This window comes from Phenylobacterium sp. (assembly GCF_965284355.1).
In the GTDB taxonomy this organism is placed as follows: domain Bacteria; phylum Pseudomonadota; class Alphaproteobacteria; order Caulobacterales; family Caulobacteraceae; genus Phenylobacterium.
In genome coordinates this window covers 4,378,615-4,402,828 of sequence record NZ_OZ260078.1, presented here as the reverse complement: position 1 = coordinate 4,402,828, position 24,214 = coordinate 4,378,615, and the positions used below count along the sequence as shown (strand labels likewise).

At 67.6% G+C, this 24,214-nt stretch carries 23 protein-coding genes; 13 read left to right on the top strand and 10 right to left on the bottom strand.

The annotated features are described in order from the left end of the window. Positions 1 to 16: 16 nt before the first annotated feature. The 6 genes from ACQ66R_RS21580 to ACQ66R_RS21555 are packed head-to-tail and all read left to right on the top strand — an operon-like array spanning position 17 to position 6,936. Positions 17 to 970 (top strand): class I SAM-dependent methyltransferase, encoded by a 954-nt coding sequence (locus ACQ66R_RS21580; protein ID WP_430425424.1) that lies wholly within the window; start codon positions 17 to 19, stop codon positions 968 to 970. Positions 971 to 1,008: 38 nt separating this feature from the next. Further along, complete coding sequence (locus tag ACQ66R_RS21575; protein WP_430425422.1) at positions 1,009 to 2,565, top strand: MBOAT family O-acyltransferase; 1,557 nt, start codon at positions 1,009 to 1,011, stop codon at positions 2,563 to 2,565. A 9-nt stretch (positions 2,566 to 2,574) separates the two neighbouring features. After that, positions 2,575 to 3,642 carry a hypothetical protein gene (locus tag ACQ66R_RS21570; protein WP_430425421.1) on the top strand — a complete coding sequence of 356 codons (1,068 nt, stop codon included), beginning with the start codon at positions 2,575 to 2,577 and terminating at the stop codon, positions 3,640 to 3,642. Next, positions 3,639 to 4,067: a VOC family protein gene (locus tag ACQ66R_RS21565; protein WP_430425419.1), complete on the top strand. Its 429-nt coding sequence runs from the start codon at positions 3,639 to 3,641 to the stop codon at positions 4,065 to 4,067. Before ACQ66R_RS21570 ends, ACQ66R_RS21565 begins: the two co-directional genes overlap by 4 nt. After that, entirely contained in the window at positions 4,067 to 5,260 is a 1,194-nt protein-coding gene (locus tag ACQ66R_RS21560) for a polysaccharide pyruvyl transferase family protein (protein WP_430425418.1), read from the top strand. The genes ACQ66R_RS21565 and ACQ66R_RS21560 overlap by 1 nt, the downstream gene beginning before the upstream one ends. Continuing rightward, positions 5,257 to 6,936: an O-antigen ligase family protein gene (locus ACQ66R_RS21555; protein ID WP_430425416.1), complete on the top strand. Its 1,680-nt coding sequence runs from the start codon at positions 5,257 to 5,259 to the stop codon at positions 6,934 to 6,936. The genes ACQ66R_RS21560 and ACQ66R_RS21555 overlap by 4 nt, the downstream gene beginning before the upstream one ends. On the opposite strand, the gene ACQ66R_RS21550 is transcribed toward ACQ66R_RS21555, so the two are convergent. Further along, entirely contained in the window at positions 6,933 to 8,078 is a 1,146-nt protein-coding gene (locus tag ACQ66R_RS21550) for a glycosyltransferase family 4 protein (RefSeq protein ID WP_430425414.1), read from the bottom strand. The two genes, ACQ66R_RS21555 and ACQ66R_RS21550, sit on opposite strands and share 4 nt — an antisense overlap. Positions 8,079 to 8,268: 190 nt before the next feature. Between ACQ66R_RS21550 and ACQ66R_RS21545 the strand changes: the two genes are divergently transcribed. The 5 genes from ACQ66R_RS21545 to ACQ66R_RS21525 all read left to right on the top strand — a co-directional run bounded on the left by ACQ66R_RS21545 (position 8,269) and on the right by ACQ66R_RS21525 (position 13,204). After that, positions 8,269 to 9,222 (top strand): NAD-dependent epimerase/dehydratase family protein, encoded by a 954-nt coding sequence (locus ACQ66R_RS21545; RefSeq protein WP_430425412.1) that lies wholly within the window; start codon positions 8,269 to 8,271, stop codon positions 9,220 to 9,222. Further along, a complete protein-coding gene (locus ACQ66R_RS21540) occupies positions 9,219 to 10,538 on the top strand; it encodes an HAD-IIIA family hydrolase (protein ID WP_430425410.1) in 1,320 nt (439 codons plus the stop codon). The genes ACQ66R_RS21545 and ACQ66R_RS21540 overlap by 4 nt, the downstream gene beginning before the upstream one ends. An 84-nt stretch (positions 10,539 to 10,622) precedes the next feature. Next, a complete protein-coding gene (locus tag ACQ66R_RS21535; RefSeq protein ID WP_430425408.1) occupies positions 10,623 to 11,603 on the top strand; it encodes a kinase in 981 nt (326 codons plus the stop codon). A 48-nt stretch (positions 11,604 to 11,651) separates the two neighbouring features. Then, positions 11,652 to 12,278: a D-sedoheptulose-7-phosphate isomerase gene (locus ACQ66R_RS21530; RefSeq protein WP_430425406.1), complete on the top strand. Its 627-nt coding sequence runs from the start codon at positions 11,652 to 11,654 to the stop codon at positions 12,276 to 12,278. A 14-nt stretch (positions 12,279 to 12,292) separates the two neighbouring features. After that, the gene (locus tag ACQ66R_RS21525; RefSeq protein WP_430425404.1) at positions 12,293 to 13,204 is read left to right on the top strand and encodes a glycosyltransferase family 2 protein; all 912 of its coding nucleotides are present in this window, start codon (positions 12,293 to 12,295) and stop codon (positions 13,202 to 13,204) included. 4 nt (positions 13,205 to 13,208) lie between these two features. Here ACQ66R_RS21525 and ACQ66R_RS21520 read toward each other — a convergent pair whose 3' ends face one another. From ACQ66R_RS21520 to ACQ66R_RS21510, 3 genes are all read right to left on the bottom strand, one after another. Next, a complete protein-coding gene (locus ACQ66R_RS21520; protein WP_430425402.1) occupies positions 13,209 to 13,808 on the bottom strand; it encodes a CpsD/CapB family tyrosine-protein kinase in 600 nt (199 codons plus the stop codon). A 77-nt stretch (positions 13,809 to 13,885) separates the two neighbouring features. Continuing rightward, on the bottom strand, positions 13,886 to 15,265 hold the full coding sequence (locus tag ACQ66R_RS21515) for a hypothetical protein (protein WP_430425400.1): 1,380 nt from the start codon (positions 15,263 to 15,265) through the stop codon (positions 13,886 to 13,888). Positions 15,266 to 15,460: 195 nt separating this feature from the next. Further along, positions 15,461 to 16,117 (bottom strand): PEPxxWA-CTERM sorting domain-containing protein, encoded by a 657-nt coding sequence (locus ACQ66R_RS21510; protein WP_430425398.1) that lies wholly within the window; start codon positions 16,115 to 16,117, stop codon positions 15,461 to 15,463. 346 nt (positions 16,118 to 16,463) lie between these two features. Between ACQ66R_RS21510 and ACQ66R_RS21505 the strand changes: the two genes are divergently transcribed. Then, complete coding sequence (locus ACQ66R_RS21505; protein ID WP_430425396.1) at positions 16,464 to 17,060, top strand: ATP-binding protein; 597 nt, start codon at positions 16,464 to 16,466, stop codon at positions 17,058 to 17,060. 47 nt (positions 17,061 to 17,107) lie between these two features. After that, a complete protein-coding gene (locus ACQ66R_RS21500; protein ID WP_430425394.1) occupies positions 17,108 to 17,869 on the top strand; it encodes a hypothetical protein in 762 nt (253 codons plus the stop codon). 112 nt (positions 17,870 to 17,981) lie between these two features. Here the strand turns inward: ACQ66R_RS21500 and ACQ66R_RS21495 are convergent, their stop codons facing one another. From ACQ66R_RS21495 to ACQ66R_RS21470, 6 genes are all read right to left on the bottom strand, one after another. Then, positions 17,982 to 18,911, bottom strand: a complete 930-nt coding sequence (locus tag ACQ66R_RS21495) for a hypothetical protein (protein WP_430425392.1) — start codon at positions 18,909 to 18,911, stop codon at positions 17,982 to 17,984. Positions 18,912 to 19,103: 192 nt separating this feature from the next. Next, positions 19,104 to 19,979, bottom strand: coding sequence for a glucose-1-phosphate thymidylyltransferase RfbA (gene rfbA, locus ACQ66R_RS21490; protein WP_430425390.1), 876 nt, complete (start codon positions 19,977 to 19,979; stop codon positions 19,104 to 19,106). Further along, positions 19,976 to 21,025 carry a dTDP-glucose 4,6-dehydratase gene (rfbB, locus tag ACQ66R_RS21485; protein WP_430425388.1) on the bottom strand — a complete coding sequence of 350 codons (1,050 nt, stop codon included), beginning with the start codon at positions 21,023 to 21,025 and terminating at the stop codon, positions 19,976 to 19,978. Before rfbB ends, rfbA begins: the two co-directional genes overlap by 4 nt. A 106-nt stretch (positions 21,026 to 21,131) precedes the next feature. After that, positions 21,132 to 21,533, bottom strand: coding sequence for a DUF4112 domain-containing protein (locus ACQ66R_RS21480; RefSeq protein WP_430425386.1), 402 nt, complete (start codon positions 21,531 to 21,533; stop codon positions 21,132 to 21,134). Positions 21,534 to 21,657: 124 nt separating this feature from the next. Further along, positions 21,658 to 21,792, bottom strand: a complete 135-nt coding sequence (locus tag ACQ66R_RS21475) for a hypothetical protein (protein WP_430425385.1) — start codon at positions 21,790 to 21,792, stop codon at positions 21,658 to 21,660. Beyond that, positions 21,771 to 24,143, bottom strand: coding sequence for a polar localization protein TipN (locus ACQ66R_RS21470; protein ID WP_430425383.1), 2,373 nt, complete (start codon positions 24,141 to 24,143; stop codon positions 21,771 to 21,773). Before ACQ66R_RS21470 ends, ACQ66R_RS21475 begins: the two co-directional genes overlap by 22 nt. Positions 24,144 to 24,214: the final 71 nt, after the last annotated feature.

The window sequence follows — 24,214 nt, the reverse complement described above, 5'->3', positions numbered from 1 at the left end:
AACGGGCGGGGGAAGCATGAGCGCGGCGAACACGGTGGACGGGGCGCTTGAGACGGTGGCGGCCCGGTATCCGGCGCTGGGGCGGCTGCTGACGGCTGTGCTGGAGGTGTGGCCCGAGCACGAGGGCTTCCTCAGCAAGAGCCTTGAGCCTCGAACCGGGTCTCTGCTGGAGACCAGCGACCGCATGGCCGCCGCGGTGCTCGAGCTGGCCGGCGACGGCGTGCGGGAGCACGCGGAGGACTACCGCTGGCTCTGCGACCAGATCCGCGACGAGGAACTCGAGTTCGCGCGAACCGAGCGCTACCGCTACTCGACCTTCGCCGAGACCAACGCCAACGTCTATTCCGACGCGGCCTTCATGCGGCGCTACATGCACGGGCTGCTCTACAGCCACGTGCTTTGGTTCATGCACATTTCCAGCCTCCATTTCTTCTCCCAGCGCTTGGCGGCGCGGGTGAAGGCCGGCGGCCGTGTGCTGGAGGTCGGCTCAGGCCACGGACTCCTGCTGTTCCTGGCGCTGCGCGACCTCGGCATGGCCGAGGCCGTGGCTTGGGACCTGAGCCAGGTCTCGCTCGATCAGACCCGCGAGGCGCTGGCGCGCCTGGGCGCCTTGGACCGTGCGCGCTTTGCCGTGCAGGACATGCACAAGGCCGAGGCCGGCCAGGAGACCTTCGACCTCATCATCCTCAGCCATCTCCTCGAGCACCTCGAGGATCCCGTGGACGCGCTGCGCAAGCTCAAGCCGCTGCTCAACAAGCGCGGACTGGTCTACGTGAACGTGCCGCTGAACGCGCCAATGCCCGATCACCTGATCCTGCTGCAGAGCCCGGCCGAGGCGGAGAAGCTGCTGGTCGACGGCGGCTTCCGCGTCCTTGAGATCGCGTCTCACACCACCCAGGCCGTGACGCTCTCGCGGGCGCTCAAGCAACGCACGGCGGTCACCTGCTCCATCATCGCTGAACCCGCGTGACGGCGTTCGACACACCCTGCCAACGGTAGCCGACGCGGATGCTCTTCAACTCCATCGTCTTCATCTTCGCGTACCTGCCGATCGTCCTCGGCGGCTACTACCTGATCAGCGCCTCGCCGATCCGGCCGCTGCGCCTGCACTTCCTCGCGATCGCGTCACTGTTTTTCTACGGCTACTGGGCGCCGCAGTATGTGCTGCTGCTGCTGTTCTCGATGACGGTGAACTACCTCATCGCGCTCTTTATCCGGCGATTTGACGGGCGCGACGGCCTGCGGCGTGGCGCGGTGATCTTGGGATTGATTTTCAATCTCGCATTGTTGTTCTATTTCAAATACTTCAACTTCTTCATCGACAACGTGAACGCCGCCTTCGGGACGAGCGTCGAGATCGCGAAGATCGTTCTGCCGCTGGCGATTTCGTTCTTCACCTTCCAGAAGATCGCCTTCCTGTTCGACCTCTACCGGCGCCGCATCCAGCTGGGCTCCGTGGGCGACTACACCGCCTTCGTGCTGTTCTTCCCGCAGCTCATCGCCGGCCCCATCGTCCATTACTCCGAGCTTGCCCCGCAGTTGAAGGAGCGCCCCCGGCTGAACGCCGCGCTCGGCAACATCCTGATCGGCCTGACCATCTTCGGCATCGGCCTCTTCAAAAAGACCGTGCTGGCCGACACCTTCGCGCTCTATGCGTCACCGGTGTTCAACGCCGCCGCCGAGGGCTCGGCGCCGGGCTTCGGGGGGGCCTGGATGGCGGCCTTCTCCTACACGCTGCAGATCTACTTCGACTTCTCCGGCTACTCCGACATGGCGATCGGGCTTGCCCGGATGTTCGGGGTTCAGCTGCCTCTGAACTTCCATTCGCCCCTGCGCGCCAACAACATGTCCGAGCTGTGGCGGCGCTGGCACATGACCCTCAGCCGCTTCGTCCAGACCTACATCTTCCAGCCGATCCAGGTGCCGATGGCGCGCCTGGCGGCCGAGCGTACGAAGACCCGCTTCGGCATGTTTGCGTTTTCGACCGCGGCCCCGACCTTCCTGTCGATGCTGATCATCGGCGTCTGGCACGGCGCCGGCTGGAACTTCGTGATCTTCGGCGCCCTGCACGGCTTCTATGTGGCCGCCAACGAGACCTGGACCTTCCTTCGCCGCAAGGCGCGCAAGAAAGGCGCGGTCAGACCCGCTTACCAGACGGTTTTCGCGCGCCTGCTGACCGTGACGGCGTTCGTGTTCGCAACGGTGCCGTTCCGCGCCGCCGACGTCGGCGTCACCCTGGATTTCTTCTCGGCGATGCTGCCGGTCACAGGCCTTCGGGCGGACGGCTTCGACTGGGTTTCGGCTGTCCCCTTCGGCCTCGGCGGCGCCCTGATGGCCCTGCTGGTCGGCTATGCGATCGTCTCGTTGGCCCCGAACACCCAGCAGATCATGTCGCGGGCCGAACCCGCGCTCGAGTGGGACAAGTGGGCCAAGATCGACACTCCCCCGATCCGGCTCGAGTGGAAGCCGACCGTCGCGTGGACGGCGATCGGCGCGGCGTTCTTCTTCTTCGGCGTGGCCTTCATTTCGAGGGGCACCACCGAATTCATCTACTTCAACTTTTAGGGGCGGCGCATGGACACCGTTCAAGCCGACGCCAACCACGTCCGCCCCGGCCTGGAGCCCGGCCGCGCCGGCCTGCTGCTGCTCGCTTTGGCCGCCGTTTTCGTGCTGCTGTCGGTTCTCACCGCCCTGCTGCCGCACGATCCCTACATTCGCTATCAGCAGCTTCGCGACACCATCCAGTTCCGCAGCCAGTGGATCTACGAGCGCATCGAGCTGGACCGAACGCCGATCCATGTCGCGATCGTCGGCAACTCGCGCATGGGCGCAGGCGTCAGCGCTCCGCAGCTCCAGGCGCGGCTTCAGGCGCTGACGGGACAGAACATTCAGGTGGCAAACGTGTCGCTGCCCCAGGAGGGTCGTAACGTCCACTATGCGGTGGCCAAGCGCCTCATAGAGGCCCACCCCGAGCTGAAAACCATCGTGGTGTCGGTGGTCGAGGAGATGCCGCGTCGTGGCCACCCCGCGTTCCGCAACCTGGCTGACGTGGGCGACGTCGTCTCCGCCCCGACGCTGATCAACTTCAGCTACGCCGACGACGTGGCCATCCTGCCCTACCGGCAGATGTCGCTCTGGGCTCAGACGCTGGCCCCGCAGTTGTTCGGCGTCACCCGTACGCGATCGCCCGACTACGCCGGTCCGGGCTTCGATACGACGAAGACCTTCGAGCTGCCGGACGGCCGGATTGTCGAGCGCGATGCGATCGTCCCCGAGGACTACCTGCGCGCCACCGCAGAGCGCGAGATCCTCTCGCAGAGCCCACAAGTCCTGCCGGATGCCCTCGCCGACTACGAATTCGCTGTCGAGCGCGCCTTCACTCGACGGCTCGGCGATCTCGCGCGGCGCCATGGCGTTCGGATCGTCTTCCTCCAGCTGCCGATCTACAGCGACACACGCTCGGTAGGGAACGCCGCCTTCTATGAGAGCTTCGGCCCGATACTCTCGGCCAACGCACTCTCGGGCGAGCCGACCTATTTCGCCGACTACGGCCACCTGAACCGCTACGGCTCGGCCAAGGCCTCGGCCTGGCTGGCCGACGAATTGGTCTCGAAGAACCTGGCTGGAGCGCCCGCCCGATGATTGCTTCCGTTGAGGCCCCTGGAATCGATCATCCGATCCTCCACCACGTCGGCATCGTCATGCCCGACGAGGAGGACGTGGCCAACATGATGGCCCTCATGGGGCTTGAGGAAGACTATCGCGGCTTCGTGCCCGAGTGGCAGGCGCTGTGCATTTTCACCACCCCACGCGGCGCCTCGCCGATCGAATTCGTGGTGCCCAGCGGAGGCCCGCTTGCCAACTTCAACAAGGGCGCCGGCGGGCTCCACCATGTGGCGCTGCAGGTGCCCGACCTCGACGCCTTGGCCGCCCGCCTCGCCACCGACGACATGAAGCTTCTGGAGCCCAAGCACGTGAAGGGCGCCGGGCCCTTCCTCTGCAACTTCCTGAGCCCGATCTACACGCGCGGGATCACCATCGAATACGTCCAGTTGCTGGCTGACTGATGGCCGCCCCCCGCGAGATTCGCATCGGACTTCTCTGGCACGGCCGCGGCTCGGGCAACCTGGGCATCGGCGCCCTGACAGTCGGCAACATCCTGTGCGCGCGCGCCGCCGCCGAGGCGCTGGGCCTGACCCCGCGCTTCACCCTGCTGGAATTCGCCAACGACTTCGACCAGCCCTATGTCGAGGGGCCCGACATCGACGCGTTCGAAATCACCACAAAGTCGATGTTGTCACCGGCCGGCTACTGGTCGCGCATCGGCAAGCTGGACTGCATCCTCGACATCGGCGCGGGCGACAGCTTCACCGACATCTATTCGTCCAAGCGTTTCGGCTTCCTCTGGCTGTCCAAGGCGATGGCCTGGCTGCGCGGCGTGCCGCTGTTGTTCAGTCCGCAGACGATCGGCCCCTTCAAGCGCCAACCGCACACGGCGCTGGCCAGCTGGGCCATGAAGCGCGCCTTCGCCGTCGTCGCACGCGACCCGCAGTCGTTCGCCGCCATCGGCCAGATGGCGCCGGGCGCCAAGGCGGTCCAGGCCGTGGACGTGGCGTTCCGCCTGCCCTTCGACCGACCGGCACGCGCGGCCGGCGGCCCGCTGGAGATCGGCGTCAACGTCTCGGGCCTGCTGTTCAACGGCGGCTACACCGGCGGCAACGAGTTCGGGCTGCAGGTCGACTATGCCGACCTGATGCGCCGCTTCATCACCGAGATGCTGGCCCGGCCCGGCGTGCGGGTGCACCTGATCACCCATGCCACGGGCGACAAGCTGCCGATGGACGACGACGGCCGCGTGGCCGACCGTCTGGCCGCCGAGTTCCCCGCCGCCGTGCGGCCGCCCAACTTCCCCTCGCCGTCCGCGGCCAAGTCCTACATCGCCGGCATGGATTTCCTGGTGGCCGGGCGCATGCACGCCTGCATCGGCGCCTACTCCGCCGGCGTGCCGGTGGTCCCAATCGCCTACAGCCGGAAGTTCTCGGGTCTATTCCAGGGCGTGCTGGGTTATGATTTCGGCGTGCCGGTCTCCGGCATGAGCACGGAGGAAGCCTTGGGCTACCTGCGGACCTGCGTCGATGATCGCGCCCGCTTGGCAGAAGCGGTTCGCGCAGGCCACGCGGTGGTCGAGGGCGCGCTCGCCGCCTACGACGCCGAACTGCGCGCGCTGTTCACCTCCGCCACGGAGAGGAAGTCCCGTTGAGCGCCCGCGCCAAGAGCAAGGCGGCGGTCGTCAAGGCGGACAAACCGCCGAAGCCGGGGCGGGTAAAGGAAGACCGCCCGCGCCGGGCGCTTTTTGGCCGGCGCACGGCGGAGCCCAGACCCACAGCTCCGGCCGACGGCGCGCTCATTGCCGGCTATCGCAAACCGGGCATGTCCCGCAACAAGCAGATCATGCTCTACGCGGCGCTCGCCGCCACATGCATCAGCTGGGGCGTCATGTTCGGGTTGGCGGCGCCCTTCAAGATCATGCCGCTCATCGCGCCGATCCCGCTGATGCTGCTGCTGCTGATCTGGGTCCTGCCGGATGGGGAGTATGCGCCGGTGGGCGCGCTGGAACCGTTGTTCCTGGCGTTCATGACGGCGCTGATCCTGTGGCCGAACTACATCGCCGTGGCGCTGCCCTATCTGCCGTGGCTCACCCTGCTCAGGATCATCGGCGGCCCGATGGTGCTGATCCTGCTGCTCTGCATTTCGATCTCTCCAAGATTTCGCACGAAGCTATGGGACATCCTCAGTTCGGATCCCTGGATCTGGAAACTTGCGCTCGCCTTCGTGGTGATGCAGACGGTTTCGCTGGGATTTACGGAAAGATTCTCACTTTCTCTGAATGAATACATCGTCCATCAGCTGAATCACACAGCCATATTCGTGATCAGTTGCTACCTCTTCACAATCCCCACCTTTGGGATGCGGTGGACATACCTATATCTTTCGGCCGGATACATCTTCTGCTTCTTCGGTTTGTGGCAGAAGGCGCTGGATAAGCTTCCCTGGGTCGACCACATTCCCAGCATCTTCAAGATCGAGAGCGATCTGCTTGAAATGATGTTCGCGGGCCTGGCGCGCGCCGCGATCGGGGTGAAACGCGTACAGAGCATTGCGACATCGCCGTTGGGCCTAGCCGAACTTCTGGGGCTCAGCTCGGCCTTTGCGCTCCACATCGTGCTGTCGCGAGGCCATCTGGTGGTGCGGATTCTAGCCGCTGCCTACCTGCCTCTGATCCTCTACCTCATCATCCTCAGCGACTCCCGCCTCGGCATTGTCGCGCTGATGGGCGCGATGCTGTTCTACACTCTGATCTGGAGCCTCCGTCGCTGGACCAGCGACCGGCAGAGTCTGCTGGGCCCAACCCTGGTCCTTGCCTATCCGGCCTTCTTCGCGGCGGCGCTGGCCGCCAGCTTCGTGGTCGGACGCCTGCGCAACGCCATGTGGGGTGGCGGCGCCGAGGCTTCGAGCACCCAGAGCCGGTTTGTGCAGTGGGAGATGGCGTGGCCCAAGATCCTGTCGCACCCGTTGGGTCATGGCATCGGGCGGGCGGCGGCGGAGGTCGGCTTCCGCAATCCGGCGGGTCGCGGGACCCTGGATTCCTACTACATCGTCCTTTTGATGGACTACGGCATCCTGGGTTTTCTGCTCTACCTCGGTTTCTTCATCCGGGGCATCTGGATCGCCGGACAGACGACCGTCCGGTATCTCCCGCAGGGAGAGCTTTCCCTGCTGCTGCCGCTAGCCGTCGCGCTCGGAAACTTCCTGGTCGTGAAGTCCGTCCTGGTGCTCGAGCCCAACCATCCGCTGGTCTTCATGATGCTGGGCGCGATCGTGGCCCTCACCTATCGCGTCAAGAAGATGAACGAGGCCAACGCGGTGGGCGCCTAGCCCCCTGTCACCTTCTCGATCACGCCCCGGTAGGTCGCCACGACACCCGCACGCTTGTACGGATCCAGCCCGCCGTCGGCGTGCAGCTTGGCGATGTCGGTCTTCAGGCGCGCTTCCTCGGCCAGCAGGTACTTGAGCGCCGCCTGGACGTCGGCGTTGTCGTGGCTGCGGCACGCGTAGCCCACCTGGCCATGCTCGAAGAGGCCGTCGACGCTCCATTCACGGGTGTAGAGGATCGGGAGGCCCGAGAAGAGCGACTCGATGAAGACCATGCCGAAGGTCTCGCGCAGCGTCGGCATCACGAAGGCCACGTAGCCATTCAAGATGCTCTCGAATTCGCCCTCGGGCAGCGGCCCCTTCATGAAGACCCGATTTTCTGCGCCGGCCGCGGCGATGATCCCGGCGACCTCGTTGATCGCCTCGGGCCCGCCCTTGCCCCAAAGGTCCAGCGTGATGTCCGGGACGGTCTTGGCGACCTCCATGATCGCCTGGACCAGGCCCTCGAAGTTCTTCCGCTTGTGGACGTCGAGGTTGAACAGGCTGACGAACCGCGGCGCGCCCGCCGGCTTCGACACGCCGTAGAACGTGTCGTGCCAGACGATGGGCGGCAGGACGGTGGCTTTCGTCCGATCCAGGCCGTAGCCCGCCTCGAACTTGTCGGTGGCCCACGGCGCGCACGGGAACACCGCGGCCGCGTCGGCCAACACCTGTCGCCACTTCGGACCCAGGTCCTTGCGCGCGCCGGCGATTTTCAGGTCGGTGTCGGCCCAGATGTCGACCACATAGGGCGCACCCAGCGCCTTGGTCAGGTCGAGCGCGATCAGGCCCTCCACCGTCATCTTGTGCGCATGGATCACGTCCGGCTGGATGCCCTGGGCGCGCACGTCGGCCAGGATCCAGTCGGCGACCGGCTTCAGGCGCGTGGCGTGGTACAGGCCCTTGGGCGGCGCGCCATAGGACAGCGCGGTGCGGTCGGCGCCGAAGCGCAGCGCATGCACGCCGGTCTTCCAGTTGGCGCGGTTCAGCGAATAGACGACGTGGCGGTACTCGGGCGTGTTCTCCACCAGGTTCTGCACCGAGCGGGTCTTGGCCCCCACCATCGGGTCGGGGAAATCGCATGTGACGTGGAGGATCGTTTTCATGCGGTCGCCGCCGGCCCCTGGGAATCTGCTCAGTCGTTATCCCGCCCAGTCCCTACGGGGTCCTTAAGCGGGCCGGCAAGGAAGCCCACGGGGCCGGCAGGGTCAATGCGGCGCCCGCAGCGCGTTGGGGTTCTCTTTACGCCCCACGGGATACCTGCTTAGGGCAGGTCGCGAAGCAGGGTGTGTGCGAATGACGATGATTGTGACGGGCGCCGCCGGCTTCATAGGCAGCCAGCTGGTCGACCGCCTCCTCGCCGACGGCCACCGGGTGGTCGGCGTCGACAACATGAGCCGGGGCACGCGCGAGAACCTGGCGCTGGCCCTGCCGCACAAGGACTTCACCCTCATCGAGGGCGACTGCGCCGAGCCCGCGACCCTGACCGCCGCCATCGCCGCGTGCGGGCCGGCCGACATGGTCTGGCACCTGGCCGCCAACTCCGACATCGCCGCCGGCGTCGCCGACACCCGCATCGACATGCGCGACACCTTCATGACCACCTGGGGCGCCGTCGAGATCGCCAAGGCGTCGGGCGCGACGAAGATCGCCTTCGCCTCCACCTCGGCCGTCTACGGCGCCCACCCCGACCCGCTGGTCGAGACCCATGGGCCGATGCTGCCCATCTCCAACTACGGCGCCATGAAGCTCGCCGGTGAGGCGCTGATCAGCGCCGCGGTCGAGTCCCACCTGAAGCAGGCCTGGATCTTCCGCTTCCCCAACGTGGTCGGCGACCGCGCCACGCACGGCGTCATCAACGACCTGTTCCTGAAGCTGAAGCGCGACCCGACCGAGCTCGAGGTCCTGGGCGACGGCAAGCAGCAGAAGCCCTACCTGCACGCCTCCGACCTGATCGAGGCCATGCTGTATATCGTCGACAACGCCGACGAACCCCGGGCTCTGTATAACATCGGCCCCGAGGACGAGGGCTTCGACGTGGCCGGTATCGCCGCCGGCGTCATCGCCGCGTCGAAAACCGGCGCCAGGATCCGTTACACCGGTGGGGACCGCGGCTGGGTGGGCGACGTGCCCAAGTTCTCCTACTCGGTCGAAAAGCTGGCCCGGTTGGGCTGGCGTCCGTCGATGTCGTCGGCGCAGGCCGTGGCGCGGGCGATTGCGGAAGTGGCTGTTCAGCGGGGGTTTGCTTGACCCAGGTCGTTATCCTGGCCGGGGGCATGGGCACCCGGCTGAAAGAGATCACCGGCGACCTGCCGAAACCCCTGGCTCCGATCGACGGGACCACCCTGCTCGGCCGCCAGCTCGAGCTGGTGGCGGCCTCGGCCATGACGGACGTCGTGATCCTCTGCGGCTACAAGGCCGACGTGATCGCCGAGTACTGCGGCGACGGCTCCAAGTGGGGCCTGAACGTCCGCTGCGTCGTCGAAGCCGGCCCGCGCGGCACCGCCGGCGCCGTTCTGGACGCCATGGGCGAGCTGCAGGACCGCTTCATCGTCATGTACGGCGACGTGGTGCTGGACGTGGATCTCGACCGCCTGGTCGCCATCCACGAAAAGCACAGCCCCGCCGCGACCCTGCTGGTCCACCCCAACGATCATCCCTTCGATTCCGACATCGTCGAAGTCGACCGCCAGGGCTTCGTCACCCAGATCCGCGGCTATCCGCACCCGCCGGGCCTGGACCTGCCCAACCTGGTCAACGCCGGCCTCTATGTGCTGGAGCGCGACGCGCTTCGGGGGCTCCAGGGCCTCCCCGAGAAGCCCGATTTCGGCAAGCACGTCTTCGCCGCGATGGTGGCCCAAGGCCTGCGCCTCTACGGCTACCGCAGCCCCGAGTACATCAAGGACGCCGGCACGCCCGAGCGCCTCGTGAAGACGGGCCGCGACATCACCAGCGGCAAGGTCGCCGGCCTGTCCCTGCGCAACCTGGCCCCGGCCATCTTCCTGGACCGCGACGGCGTTCTCAACGAGGAGGTCGGCCTGATCTCCAAGCCCGAGAACCTGCGCCTGATCCCCGGCGTCGGCGAGGCGGTGGTGCGGATCAACCGGTCCGCCTATCGCTCGGTGATCATCACCAATCAGCCGGTGATCGCGCGGGGCGACTGCACCGAGGACGAGCTGCAGGCCATCCACAACCGCCTCGACACCCTGCTGGCCGCCGACCACGCCTATGTCGACGCGCTCTACTACTGCCCGCACCACCCGGACAAAGGCTTCCCCGGCGAGGTGCCCGAGCTGAAGTTCGCCTGCGAATGCCGCAAGCCCGAGCCGGGCATGATCCGCAAGGCCGCCGAGGAGCTGCGCATCGACCTGTCGCGTTCCTGGTACATAGGCGACACCACCACCGACATGGAGCTGGCGCGGCGTTGCGGCCTCAGCTTCATCCTCGTCGAAACAGGCCACGCCGGTAAGGACGGCAAGTTCCCCGGCGAACCGCAGCATCGCGTCCGCGATCTGGCGGCGGCCGTAAATCTCATTCTGGGAAAGCCTGTTGCGGTCGCCGGTTGAGGCGGCGGCTTCAGAGGAAAGTAACGTTAGCTGTCCTAATCGGGATCGAGACGTCGGCCGCAGGGCCAACGAGGGGTGCGAGCGATGATCATCTCGAAGACGCCGCTGCGGCTGAGCTTCGTGGGCGGCGGCAGCGACCTGCCGGCCTTCTACCGCGATGGCGTGGGCGCGGTGCTCTCCACCTCGATCAACAAGTTCGTCTACGTGACGATCAACAAGCGCTTCGAGCCGGGTATCCGCCTCAGCTACTCCAAGACCGAGGAAGTGCTGTCGGTCGCCGAGATCGAGCACCGGATCGTCAAGGCGACCCTGGGCAAGCTGGGCGTCGACGGCGGGGTCGAAATCACATCGGTGGCCGACATTCCCTCGCGCGGCAGCGGGCTGGGCTCGTCCAGCTCGTTCACCGTGGGCCTGCTGCACGCCCTCTACGCCTATCTCGGCCAGTACCGGCCCAAGCTGGACCTGGGCCGTGAGGCCTGCGAGGTCGAGATCGACCTGTGCGGCGAGCCGATCGGCAAGCAGGACCAGTACGCCGCCGCCGCCGGCGGCCTGAACATCATCAAGTTCTATCCGGACGAGACCGTGACCGTGGAGCCGGTGATCGCGCCGGCGGGCGTGACCGACACCATCGAGTCCGAGATGCTGATGTTCTACACGGGCATCGTCCGCTCGGCCTCGAACGTGCTGCAGCAGCAATCCGACGCGGTGGCGGCCGACAGGGCCAAGAAGCAGGCGCTGGTGCGGATGACCGAGCTGGTCGATGTGCTGCGCGACGAGATCTCCAGCGGCAACACCGATGCCCTGGGCGAGATCCTTCACGAGAACTGGATGCTGAAGAAGGGGCTGACCGCCGCCATCTCCAGCGGCGACATCGACGACTACTATGACGCCGCCCGCAAGGCGGGCGCCCGCGGCGGCAAGCTGCTGGGCGCCGGCGGCGGGGGCTTCATGGTGTTCTCTGCGCCGAAAGAGCGCCACGCCGACATCAAGGCTGCACTCTCGCACCTGCGTCATGTGGACTTCGGGTTCGAGAACATGGGCACGAGTATCGTATTCTATCAGTGACGCCGAACGCGCCGGCCCGGCCGGACGCGTGAGCACAAGGGGCTGCGCATGACCTTCTTCCCCGACCGCCTGTTCGACGGCGCCGGCGCCTACGCGACGGCCTATTTCGAGCAGTACAGCCACGCGGCGGCCACCCTCGACCAGGACGCGTTGAAGCGCGCCGGCGAGCTCGTAGGCGACGTCATCGCCCGCGGCGGCACCATCTATTCCTGCGGCAACGGCGGATCCGCGGCGATCGCCAACCACCTGGCCTGCGACTGCCTGAAGGGCATCCGCGCGGGCACCTCGATCCGGCCCAAGGTGTGCAGCCTGTCGACCACCGTCGAGCTGATCACCGCCATCGCCAACGACATCAGCTATGACGACGTCTTCTCCTACCAACTGGACTCGCTGGGCCAGCCCGGCGACCTGCTGATCGCCATCAGCTCGTCAGGCTCCTCGCCCAACATCGTCAAGGCGCTGAAGCTGGCCAAGGAGAAGGGCCTGAAAACGCTGGCCTTCACCGGCTTCGGCGGCGGCGAGTCGGCCAAGGTCGCCGATGTCAGCCTGCACGTTCAGGCCGAGAACTACGGCGTCGTCGAAGACGTGCACCAGTCGCTGATGCACCTCTTGGCCCAGTACACGCGCCACCGGAGCCTGGACGACACGTCCACGCTCGGCAGCGTGAAGTTCTGAGCGGCCTCAAGCCCTTGCACGTCTCGATCTCGATCGTCGGCTACCGCAACGCGGACGACATCGCCGCGTGCCTGCGCGCGCTGGAGGCCGGGACCTACGCCGACTTCTCGGTCTTCATCTGCGAGAATGGGGGGGACGAGGCGTTCCAGCGGCTGGTTGCGGCCGTGCCGACCAGGCTGGCCGGCGGCCAGTCCGTCACAACGCACCAGGCCGGCGGAAATCTAGGCTTCGCGGGCGGGGTCAACGTCTGCCTCAAGAGCACGCCCGACGCCGACGCGTGGTGGATTCTCAATCCCGACACCCAGCCTGACCCGGACGCGCTGGGCGCCATGGTCGCGCGGCTGAAGGTCGGCGATGTCGACGCGGTCGGTTGCACGCTCTATCGCGAGACGGGCGAGGTTCAGTCGCACGGGGGCCGCTGGCGCGCCTGGCTGGCCCGGGCCGAATCCATAGGGAACGGCTCGCGGCTGGAGACGCCAGTGGATGGGGGCGCCGTCGAACGGGCCCAGTCGTTCCTGAACGGCGCCTCGATGCTGATCGGCCGCCGGTTCCTCGAAACCGTCGGCCTCATGCGCGAGGACTACTTCCTCTATGCCGAGGAGGGCGAGTGGTTCCTGCGAGCCGCGCGCCACGGCATGCGGCTGGGCTTCGCGCCGGGCGCCCGTGTCAAGCACGCGCACGGGGCGACCACTGGCTCAAACGCCGGCCTGAAGAGCCGTCCTCGCCTGCCGATCTACCTGGACGAACGCAACCGCATGCTGCTGACCCGCGACCTGTTCCCAGGCCGCCTGCCGGTGGCCGCGTTGGCGGCGCTCGGACAGCTCTTCATGCGCTATGGTCGGCGGGGAGCCTGGACGCAGTTCGGTTACGGCTTCTCAGGCTGGGCCGCCGGCCTGCGCAACGAACGCGGCCCGCCCTCCAACTGAGGGCTCAGCCCTCGTTGAAGATCGATCCGATAATCTCGGTCCGGTCGAGGCGAAGATCCTTGATCAACGTCCCCAGGTCTTCGGCCATGGTCACGTCACGCCGCGCCACCAGGACCGCATACCCGGCCACCGCCGCGATCCGCCGCGTCTCAGCGCAACGGTTGGCCGGCGGTGTGTCGATCAGGGTCAGGTCGTAGGTGCGCAAGGCATACTGCATCACCTGCTCGAACCTCTCGGTGTCGAAGAGGTCCTGGACGCCCTCGCCCGCGCCACCGGCGTAGATCGCCGACAGATTGAACTCCACGTCGGCCTGCACAAGGGCGCCCGGGTCGTCCAGTTCACCTCGAAGGTATTGAAGGAGCCCATGCGCCGGCGTGGACGGCGGGCGGATCATGTCCATCAGCGCCGGAGTCCGCAGATTCGCGTCGATGACCAGCGTGCGAAGGCCGCTCTGAGCGACGGTCAATGCAAGGCCCGCGGTCACGAAACTCACGCCGGCGCCCTTGGCTGCCGCACAGACGGCCAGGCCCCGGCGACCGCTGATGGCGTGCTGTTGGATGGCGGCGGCCGAGCCTTGCAGGAGGGCGGCGGCGCGCGAATCCACACCCAGCTTCGCAATTCGCGTCAGCAGGCTTTCCTGCACGGCCTCGCCTGGCGCGTCGGAAGGCGCAGTGGGCTCCATTACGCGGTGGCGGGCTTGAGTTTGCGCAGGCGGGGCCGGCGCCGCTGTCGCTTCACGGCCGGCTCGCGAAGAGCAGGCATCGAGCCCAGCACCGGAATGGGCGCCGCCGTGCGCAGACCGGCCAGAGTGCGGACACGCAGGTTGAACATCTCGGTCAGCAAGGCCGCAATCACTCCGGCGACCAGACCAATCCCGCCGGTGCCGCCCAGGATCAGGGGGGCGTTCGGAAAGGCGACGCCAGGGACGATGGCGACATCGCCCATCGAGGTCAGGCCGCTCTCGGTGGTCGTGGTGAGCTGGCGAAGATAGGCCACCTGCTGCAGTGAGGTTTTCAGCGCCTGCGCCTTCGGGTTGATCTGGTCCTGAATGAGTCGCAGACGCAGGGCGTCCTGACGCTGGCTTAGCACCCGCTCGCGCTGTGCGTTGAAAGTCGCGGCCTTAGCCCTCTCGTTGGCGGTAACCACCGCAGCGACGCCGCCCGCTTCGCGATCCTCGGCATCGGCCTGCGACGCCAGCTGGGCCCGCATCTGACGCATCTCCAGGATCCGCGGATGATTTGGTCCCAGCGCCTGACTGGCCTGCATGAGCTCGGAATCGATGACCGCCAACCGGCCGCGCAAGGTGGCCGGCTTGGCGAAGATCGGGAGATTGTTGGCCAGCCCGGGAGCCGGTGGTTGCGCAAGGGTCAGCAGACGTTCGCTGTCCACGTCAGCCCCGCTCGGCGTCAGGATCACGCCGGTCGCTTGCTCCATGGCGTACTTCCGCGCCTGCAGAGCCGCGAGTTCCGCACGGATGCGCTCTGCCCGCTCCGCCTGAGCGGTCGCATCCACCTGGGCCGCATTGCGTCGCTCGGCAATGCTACCGGCGATGTAGGCGTCGCGCACGGCCCCGGCCACAAGCGCCGCAAGTTCCGGGGAGGCGCCGCGATAGCGGATCTCGATGATATTGCTGCCATCGACCAGCGAGGTGTCGAGAGCTGCCGCCACCGACTGCGCCAGCCAGAGGACGAGCGGCCGCGTATCGCTGGATGGTCGCGACGCATAGGTGTTCAGGATCTCGGGATCGTCCAGCCAGCCGACGGCCTCGACGGCGGGGGCCACGACCTGAGGGTCACGGATGAAGGCGAGCTGCGATTCCAGGTAGGGATCGATCTGGCGGCGGCCGATCAGGACGCCCGTGATGGGGTCTGGCTTGTAGATGTTCAGCATGACCCGGGCGGTCGCGTCGTACTGGCGATCAGCAGTGGCCACAACCGCGGCGCCGCCCGCCAGCGCGCCGAAGGTCACGATCGCGATGATGGGCCACCGCGCCCAGAGGATCCTGCCGACCGTAAGCCAGAACATTTTCTCGAGATCCGCCGCCTCTTGAATCGCGGACATGCAGACAGCCGTTTGGGTCCGCACGCAACCCTGGCAGCCTATCTACCGGACCTCACCAAAATGCAAAGCCGCCGCCCCCGTGCGGACGGCGGCGCAGCCTGGAGCCGGTGATCAGCGCTGGTAAACCGGACGCCAGAAAGCAAAGGCCGCCGACCCGAGGGTCGGCGGCCTCCGCAATTCAGGCTTGGTTGACGCTTACGCGTAGACCGAGCGGCGGCGACGGATCATCGCGCCGGCAGCGCCGAAGCCCATGATCATCAGAGCCCAGGTGCCGGGTTCCGGAACCGCAACGGCCAGCGAGGTCGGCGAAGCCGAACGCTGAGCAGCGCCAGCGGTAGCCGTGATCGTGTACTTCTGGGTCCAGGAGTACACGCCGCCGCCACCGATGTCGAAGGTGCTGTCGACGCTGTTCGAGCCGAGGCCGGTCTTGGTGATCGAGCTCAGCGACACGCCGGTGTACTTGGCGTTCGACGACGAGAAGAGTTGCTCGATCGTCGAGGTCAGGCCGTTGGCGTTGTTGTTGTTGGTCGACGACAGGAACGCCGCGAAGTCCGAGATCAGGCCCGTACGCGTGACCCACACGGTCAGGTTGGCAGCCGTTTGGCCGGCCGTCACTTCGACCGCGGTCGAGTGCAGGATGCCCTTGCCCACGGTGTCGGCGTTGCCTTGGACCAGCACGGAGGCGAAGCCGCCGACCGAGCCGAAAGCTTGGTTGATCACGCCGTCGTCGAGGTCGACGAAGGCATCGGTCACGCCGTCGAACGAGATGTAGACGGCCGCGCTGGCCGAACCGGCCGTCGCGAGAGTGGCAGTGGCCGCAGCGACCGCCAGAGCCTTAGAAAACATGTTCATTTGTGCACCCCTATTTAACTTGCGATTCACCCTAGAGGTCCGGAAATACCTTGTCATCCGGGTTCCCCTAAGGGGCGAGTAAGCCTTGCCTTCTGCCTGAACTCCCGCTGGCCGGGCCCGCTTTGGGCCAGAAGCGCAACGAAACTCGAGCGACCACCATGGCGCTGCAAACTCCGGGCCAACTCATAGCACCGGTGGTTAACAGCTGCCAGAACCTTATACCGCAGCGCGGCATGAAAAGATGCAAGGCGCCCTAGAATCGACTTCTGGGGGTGGTTAAGCAAACAGAAGGTAGAAGGCGTGCACCCTGCGCGTCCAAGTGCGGATCGCGCGCGTACGCGTCTGTATGATCCCTGACGAACCGACGATGGAGAACGAGTTGGCCGGCTGGAACCCGTTCAAGCGCAAGACGCCCGCAGCGGCGAAGGCGCCGCGCCAGCAGGCGGCTCAGACTGCCGTGGTGAAGCCGCTGGTCCGAGAGGCGCACCGCCGCGCGCCCGAGACCGGCACGCTGCCCCGATTCAATACAACCGCCAGCGATCAGATGAGCGGCCGCAGCGCCGATCGATTCGCCGCCGTGCGCGCCAAGCTGCGGCACGCCTTCACCCCCTCGCAGCCCGTCGCCGACCGCCGCCTGTTCGCGGGTCGCGACGACGTGCTCAAGACCATCATCCGCTCGATCGAGGACCAGCGCCTTCACGTGGTGCTCTACGGCGAGCGCGGCATCGGCAAGACGTCGCTGATGCACATTCTCACCCAGGCCGCCACCGAGGCGCGCTACATCGTCGTCTATACGTCGTGCGGCGCGAACTCGAACTTCGACGAGACCTTCCGCGCGGCCGCCGCCGAAATCCCCTGCTCTTCCACTCGGGCTTCTCGCCCACGGGGTCCGAGGCTGAAAAGGGCTCGTCGCTGGCCGACCTGCTTCCCAACGAGCCGCTGACGCCGCGCAAATTCGGCGATCTTTCGGCGCGCCTCACGGGCACGCGCGTGCTGATCATCCTGGACGAGTTCGACCGCGCCGAGTCCAGCGCCTTCCGCCGCGACGTCGCCGAGGTCATCAAGAACCTCTCCGACCGACTGGGCCGGGTGCAACTGGTGCTGGCCGGCGTCGCCGCCGACCTGACCGAACTGGTCGAGCATATCCCGTCGATCCGCCGCAACATCTTCGCCCTGCGCGTGCCCAAGATGTCGGAGTCCGAGGTCCTGCAGATCGTGGCCAACGGCGAGCGCGAGGCCGACCTGAAGTTCGACAGCCAGGCCAGCGCCTTCGTGGTCGAGGTCGCCCGCGGCTCGCCCTATATCGCCAACCTGATCTGCCATCACGCCGGCCACGCCGCACTGGACGCCGGTCGCAGCACGGTGACGCCGGCCGACGTGGCCAGCGCCGTGGACCGTACGATCCAGGAGTTCCAGGGCCGGATCGCCACGCCGGCCCAGCAGCATGTGCGCCGCCTGTTCGATCAGGGCCGCCAGGACGTGCTGGCGATGACCTCGCGCGCCTCGCTGTCCGCCGACGGTGTTTTCGACGCGCACGACGTGGAGACGGTCAACACCATCTCGGCCCGCAAGGCGCAGGACGCCATCGAGGTGCTGCTGAGCGAGAATCTTCTGAAGCCCATGGCCGGCGGCGAGAGCGGCGCGCGCTACGCCTTCGTCGAGGAAGGCCTGCCGACCCTGATCTGGATGATCTGGGCCCAGCGCAATCTCAACCGCGAAGCCACGGCGCCGCGCGCGGCGACCGCCTCGTAGGGGCGATGGGTCGACGTCTTCGGGCGACGGCCAAGACCCAGGGGGCAACGCGAAAAACAGAAGGGCCGGCGCTGAGGGCCGGCCCTTTTTCGTAGCCCGGTGACGCCGCGGTCTACTTCGCGGCCGGCTCGGCCGGCGCTGCGGCCGGAGCCGCCGCGGGAGCCGCCGCCGGAGCCTTGGCGGCCGGGGCCTTCTTTTCAGGCGGCGGCTTGAACGCCGGATTGTAGACGATCTTCGACTCGGCGGCCTTGCGCATGTCGGTGATCTGCTTGGTCACCACCTCGCCGGCCTTCTGCTGGCGCAGCGCGTTCATCGCGTAGGCCGTGGCCATGTCGCCGGTGAACGGCACAGTGCGAGAGTCGCTCACGTGGTTGAACAGGATCGCGCCGCCCTGCGGGATCACGAAGATCTCGCCCGGGGGCAGGTTGGCGATGCCCTGGACCAGGCGCGGGTCGGCCGAGAGGGTATCGAGCACGACGGCGTTGGTCTGGTACTGCACGCCTTCCGAATCGAGCAGCGCCTTGACCTGGTCGAGGGTCTGCAGCGGACGCAGGCGTTCCGGCGAGATCTTGTTCGGCGCGGCGATGACCTGGTCAACGAAGAGCACCTTGCGCTGGAAGAAGCGCGCGGGGTTCGCCGCGACATAGGCCTCGGCCTCGGCCTTGGTCGGTTGGGCCGCCTTCGACGCCAGCTTGCGCTGATACAGCTGGGCCAGCAGGGCCTCCTGGCCGCGCTCGACCTGCAGGGTATAGTCGGTGCCCTTGTCCAGCTTCTCTTCGCGGGCCTTCTTCGCGATCAGCTTGCGCATGATGATGCGCTGCAGCGCCTGTTGCTGGGCGGCCTTCATCACCTCCGGGTCGCGCGACCCGAAGTTGCCCAGTTCGGTCCGGAGCTGCAGGCTGGTGATCTCCTCGCCGTCGACGGTGGCGACGACCTGGCCGCTCGCCTTCCCGCCGCCCATGAGCTTCTTGACCTGGTCGCAGCCGGACAAGCTGAGCCCGGCGCTGACAGCGGCCACAATAACAAGTGCTCTGATCTTCAAGGGCCCCTCCCTAGAACCGCGCCGCGCTCAGCGGCCTCGGCGGGTAGATGATGCGAAATTCCTTACGAAACTCAGACCGGCGCGGATGCCGGCGTCTCCGCCGGTCGGCCTCGCCGCCGAATTTTTCTGGGTAGATGCCTAACAGCCTCCGCCCATCCTGGCGAGTACCGCCCATAGCGTCCACCTGCGGTGTTACGCGCCGCGACCGGCAAGGTCGCGAAGATAGCGCCCGTACTCGCTCTTTCCCTGGGCGTCGCCCTGCTTCATGAGCTCGTCGCGGCTGATCCAGCCGTTCTCGAAGGCGATCTCCTCGAGGCAGCCGATCCGCAGGCCCTGGCGCTGTTCGTAGGTGCGGATGAGCTCGCCCGCCTGGATCAGGCTGTCGTGCGTGCCGGCGTCCTCCCAGGCGAAGCCACGCCCCAGCAGTTCGACGTGCAGTTCGCCCTGCTGGAGATAGAGGTCGTTCAGCGCCGTGATCTCGAGTTCGCCGCGCGCCGAGCGCTCCAGCGTCTTCGACATCTCGCTGGCCCGGCCATCGTAGAAATAGAGGCCGGTGACCGCGTAGTTCGACTTGGGCTTCGCGGGTTTCTCCTCGATGGACAGCGCCTTGTTGTCGGGCGAGAGCTCGACCACGCCGTACCGCTCGGGGTCGTGCACCGGATAGCCGAAGACCGTCGCGCCGTCCTTGCGGGCGTCGGCGGACTTCAGCATCTGCACGAAGTTCTGCCCGAAGAAGATGTTGTCGCCCAGGATCAGCACACTGGGTTCGCCGCCGACGAATTCCTCGCCCAGCAGATAGGCCTCGGCGAGGCCGCCGGGCGTCGGCTGGATCACGTACTCAAAACGGGCGCCGAACCGCGAGCCGTCGCCCAGCAGGCGCTTGAAGCCCGCCTGATCCTCGGCCGTGGTGATGATCAGGATCTCGCGCACGCCGGCCAGGAACAGCACCGACAGCGGGTAATAGATCATCGGCTTGTCATAGACCGGCAGCAGCTGCTTGCTGACCGCGATGGTCAGCGGGTGCAGCCGGGTGCCGGCGCCGCCGGCGAGAACGATGCCTTTTCTCACGCCTTCACCAGCCCCAGACGGTCGGAATGGAAGCCACGGGTGCGAATGCCTTCGACCCAGGCGTAGTTGTCGACGTACCAGCGCACGGTGTCCTCAAGCCCCTCGTCCAGCGGCATGCGCGCCTTCCACCCCAGTTCGCGCTCGAGCTTCGAAGCGTCGATGGAGTAGCGGAAGTCGTGGCCCGGGCGGTCGGTGACGAACTTGATCTTGTCGGCATGCGGGGTGTTGGCCGGCGCCATCTTGTCGAGGTGGGCGCAGATGATCTTCACCACCTCGAGGTTCCGCTTCGTGGCGTCGCCGCCGATGCAGTAGGTCTCGCCCAGGAGCCCCCTTTGCAGCACCAGCAGCAGCGCCTCGGCGTGGTCGTCCACATGCAGCCAGTCGCGCACCTGCCGGCCGTCGCCGTAGACGGGGATCTCCTTACCTTCCATTGCGCGCGTGATCACCGTCGGGATCAGCTTCTCGGGGAACTGGTAGGGCCCGTAGTTGTTCGAGCAGTTCGTAATGACCACCGGGAACTTGTAGGTGTGGCCCCAGGCCCGCACGAGGTGGTCGGACGACGCCTTCGACGCCGAATAGGGCGAGCGCGGGTCGTAGGGCGTCTCCTCGGTGAAGTCGCCGTCCTCGCCCAGGGCCCCGAACACCTCGTCGGTCGAGATGTGGTGGAAGCGGAAAGCGGCCTTCTTCGCCGCGTCCAGCTTGCCCCAGTAGTCGCGGGCCACCTCCAGCAGGATCGCGGTGCCCAGGATGTTGGACTTCACGAAGTCGAGGGGGCCCTCGATGGCGCGGTCGTTGTGGCTTTCAGCCGCCAGGTGCATCACCGCGTCAGGCTGATGACGGGCGAACACCGCCTCGACCTTGGCCCGGTCGCAGATGTCGACATGCTCGAACGCATATCCCGGATCGTCGGCCACGCCGGCCACGTTCTCCAGGTTGGCCGAGTAGGTCAGCGCATCGAGATTCACCACCTCGTGGCCGTCTGCGATGGCGCGCCGGACAACGGCCGAGCCGATGAAGCCGGCGCCGCCGGTAATCAGGATCTTCATGCTGGCCTTCCTGTGGGGGACTTCCGCCGCCGTCAACCGTCTCGGCATGGAGAATCCATGCAGAGGAGGCGTTTACAGGCCGTTGCCGGCGATCCGCCGCCGACCATTAGCGGGGCTCGGTCGCCGCTTGCCCGATCGTGGTCTCGAGCTCCGGCCTGCCATGCCGGCGTTCGATGTCCCTTTGCAGCGCGCGGGCGGCGAAGGCGTGGCCCGTGAACAGGGTGTCGACCACCCAGCCCACGATCGGAACGCCTGAGCTGAGGCTGTCCGCGCCCAGATAGGCGGCCATCCGCAGCAGCGTGGCGCGCGAGGCGCCGGCCTGGAACGCCTCGTGCAGCAGAAGGCCGGCCGCGCCGACCGAGTAAACCGTTCCCGCGACCGGAATCCAGGCCACCACGCCATCGACGCCCAGACCCCACGGACCGACGCCGATGAGCCGGTCGGAGAGCTTGCGGATGCGTTCGGCCCGGCGCCACGCGATGTGGGCGCGCTCACGTTGACTGTCCATCTCACCTCAACGCCGCTGCGGCCGGCCCGGGTTCCGCCAGAGCACTTGCGCCGAAACGCGCTCAAGCTTCCGACGGAGAGCCGGTTTCATCCGATCAGGCGACCCCGCCAGATCCGAACAGGCTCTAGATGGTGTCGCCGGCGGCGGCGTCCAGCAGCAGGAACGTCCGCCCGCCCTCGGCCTCGAGCAGGCTGGCCAAAGCCAGGCCGCCCGGGTCGCGCGCCGTGGCGTCGTCGGTCAGGGTGCGGAAACGACGCACGTAGATCTCGGTGCGGCGGCGGATGTCCTCGTCGGTGAACAGTCGCCGGGCGATCCGCCGGGTCGCGGCCGGCGCCAGCTTGCGCACCACCTCCCGCGCCCCGTCGAGGTCGCCGGTCTGCAGGGCGGCGGCGATCTCTTCGATGCGTCCCTGCGGCAGGAGCTTCGCCGGGTCGACGCCCATCTGGGCCAGTTCGCCCGCCAGGGTTTCCTCCAGCCGCTCCCCGTCGGTGTCGGAGCCGTCCAGCGACGCCAGAAGGTCTTTCCAGGTCCAGGCCTCGCCCGTCGGCTCGTCGCCATCGTCACCCTCCGGCGGCGCAGGCGGCGGCGCCCCCGCGGCGGTCTCGAAGACAGCCGAAAACTCGCGGTCGGTCGCCGTGGGCGTGAAGCGGATGCGGTTGCGCAGGCCGATGCGGTCGGCCAGCTCGCCCGGCTCTTCGACGGGAAGAGCCAAGTCCGGCTCGGGGGCGCGGCGTGGCTTGCGGGCCGGAGGCGGCTGGTCGGGTGGCGGCGCGGCGGCCAGAGGCGCGATCGGAGCGGCCGGGGCGCGGCCGCAGCGACCCCCATGATGCGGACGGCCTCGGACAGCATCTGGAAGTTGCGCCGCACGCGGTCCTGGAAGGCCGCGTCGATCGCCTCGGCCTCCTGCGCCGTGCGCCGGGCCTGGGCCATCAGTTCGTCCATGCCGTCGGCGACGATGGCCCGTACCTGGTCGGCCTGCCCCGCGGCGGCGGCGGGGAGCTCTCGCGCCCGCGCCTCGAGGTCCGAGAGCATGGCGGCCAGTTCGTCCATGGCGGCGCGGGCCGAGGCGGCGCCCTGCTCCAGCTTGCGCGCCGTGTTCTGCCCGGCGGTCTCGACCAGCTTCGACGACTCCTCGATCAGCGCGCGGGCCTCCTCGAGCCGGGCCTCGAACACCTGATTGGCCTTCTGGCCGGCGCCGAAGGCGGCCTCGGACAGGTTGTCCACCTGCTCGCGCGCGGCCGCGGCGTGGCGGGCGGCGGCTTCGCGGGTCTCATCGGCGGCCTTGGCCAGCGCGGCGATCGCGGCGCGCGTCTGGGCGTCCAGCTGCGCCCGCTGCTCGGCCGCCGCGGCCGAGACGGCCTCGAGCGACTGGAGGGTGGACTGGCCGAATTCCTCGCGCTCGGCCTTGGCGGTCTCGGCCAGGTCTCGGAACTGCAGAGCCGCATCGCTCATCAGGCGGCGCAGCTGCTCGCCGCCCGCCGACGCCCGCTCGCCCATCTCGGCCGCCGACGTGCGCGCCTCCTCGATGAAGGCGGCCAGCTTGGCGGCATGCGCTTCGGCCTCGCCGGCGAAGACATCCTGATCGGTCTTGAGCGACTGGCTGAGCGCCACCAGCGCCGTGCGCTGCTCGGACAGGCCTGCCTCGACCGCCCGCACCTGCTCGGTGACGCCGGTCCCGGCGGTCTCCAGCCGGGCGATGTGACGGGTGAGATCTTCTCCCGCCGTGCGCGCGGCGCTGCTGGCTTCGCCGGCCGCGGCGGCGAGGTCGGCGGCGCGGGCCGACAGCGCGGCTTCGGCCTCCCGGATCTGGGCCTCGGCGACGCCCGTGGCGTCGGTGACCATGCGGGCCTGCAGCGTGATGGCGTCGGCCACCTTGGTGGCCTGCGCGTCCAGGGTCTGAGCCAGAGCGCTCATCTCCGAGCGCTCCCGGCCCAGCGTTCCCGCCAGTTCGCCGGCCGTGCGCACCGTCTGGGCAGTGGCCCCGGTCAGCTTGTCGGTCTCGAAGGCCAGGGCGTCACGCATCGCCAGCAGCGTCTCGCGCGCCTCCTCGGCGGCGGCGCCGGCGCGTGCGATCTCGTCCCGCACCGCCTGGGTGACGTCCCCGGCGCGGGCTGCGGCCACCAGGGCGGGCGACAGCATGTCTTCGGCCATGGCGCGACCGCGGCGGGCCTCGAACGCCAGCTTCTGGGCCTGGCGGATCATGTAGGCGGCCAGCAGAACGAAGGCGGCGGGGCCGATCGACAGCAGCGCGAACACACCCAGGGCGAACGGGTCGTACTGCAGCGGCGCGATGTTGGCCCGGTAGCCCACCGCGAACGCGATCGGCGCGGCCGCCCAGAGAACCGCCACGGCCGTGGCGATCAGCCAGATCGGCCAGCCCGCCGGCGGCGTCTCCTCGATCTCGACAGCATGGGCGTAGGCGTCATCGGCCGCCGCCTCGAGCTCGGCGCGGTGAGGGCGCAGCGCGGGCGACTGTTCGGCTGCGGGGTCGATCCGGCGGAAACCCACGGCCTCGGCGTCCAGCAGCGGCGCGTCATGGTCGTCGTTGTTGGGCGCGTCCTCGACGGGGCGCCCGAAGTCCATCGGTTGCGGCCGCTTCGAGAACTTCATCAAGCCCATTCCTTCCCGTCCGAGGGACCGGCGCATCCAGCCCCGCCCGGCCCCCGAAGTCCCCGCCAGAA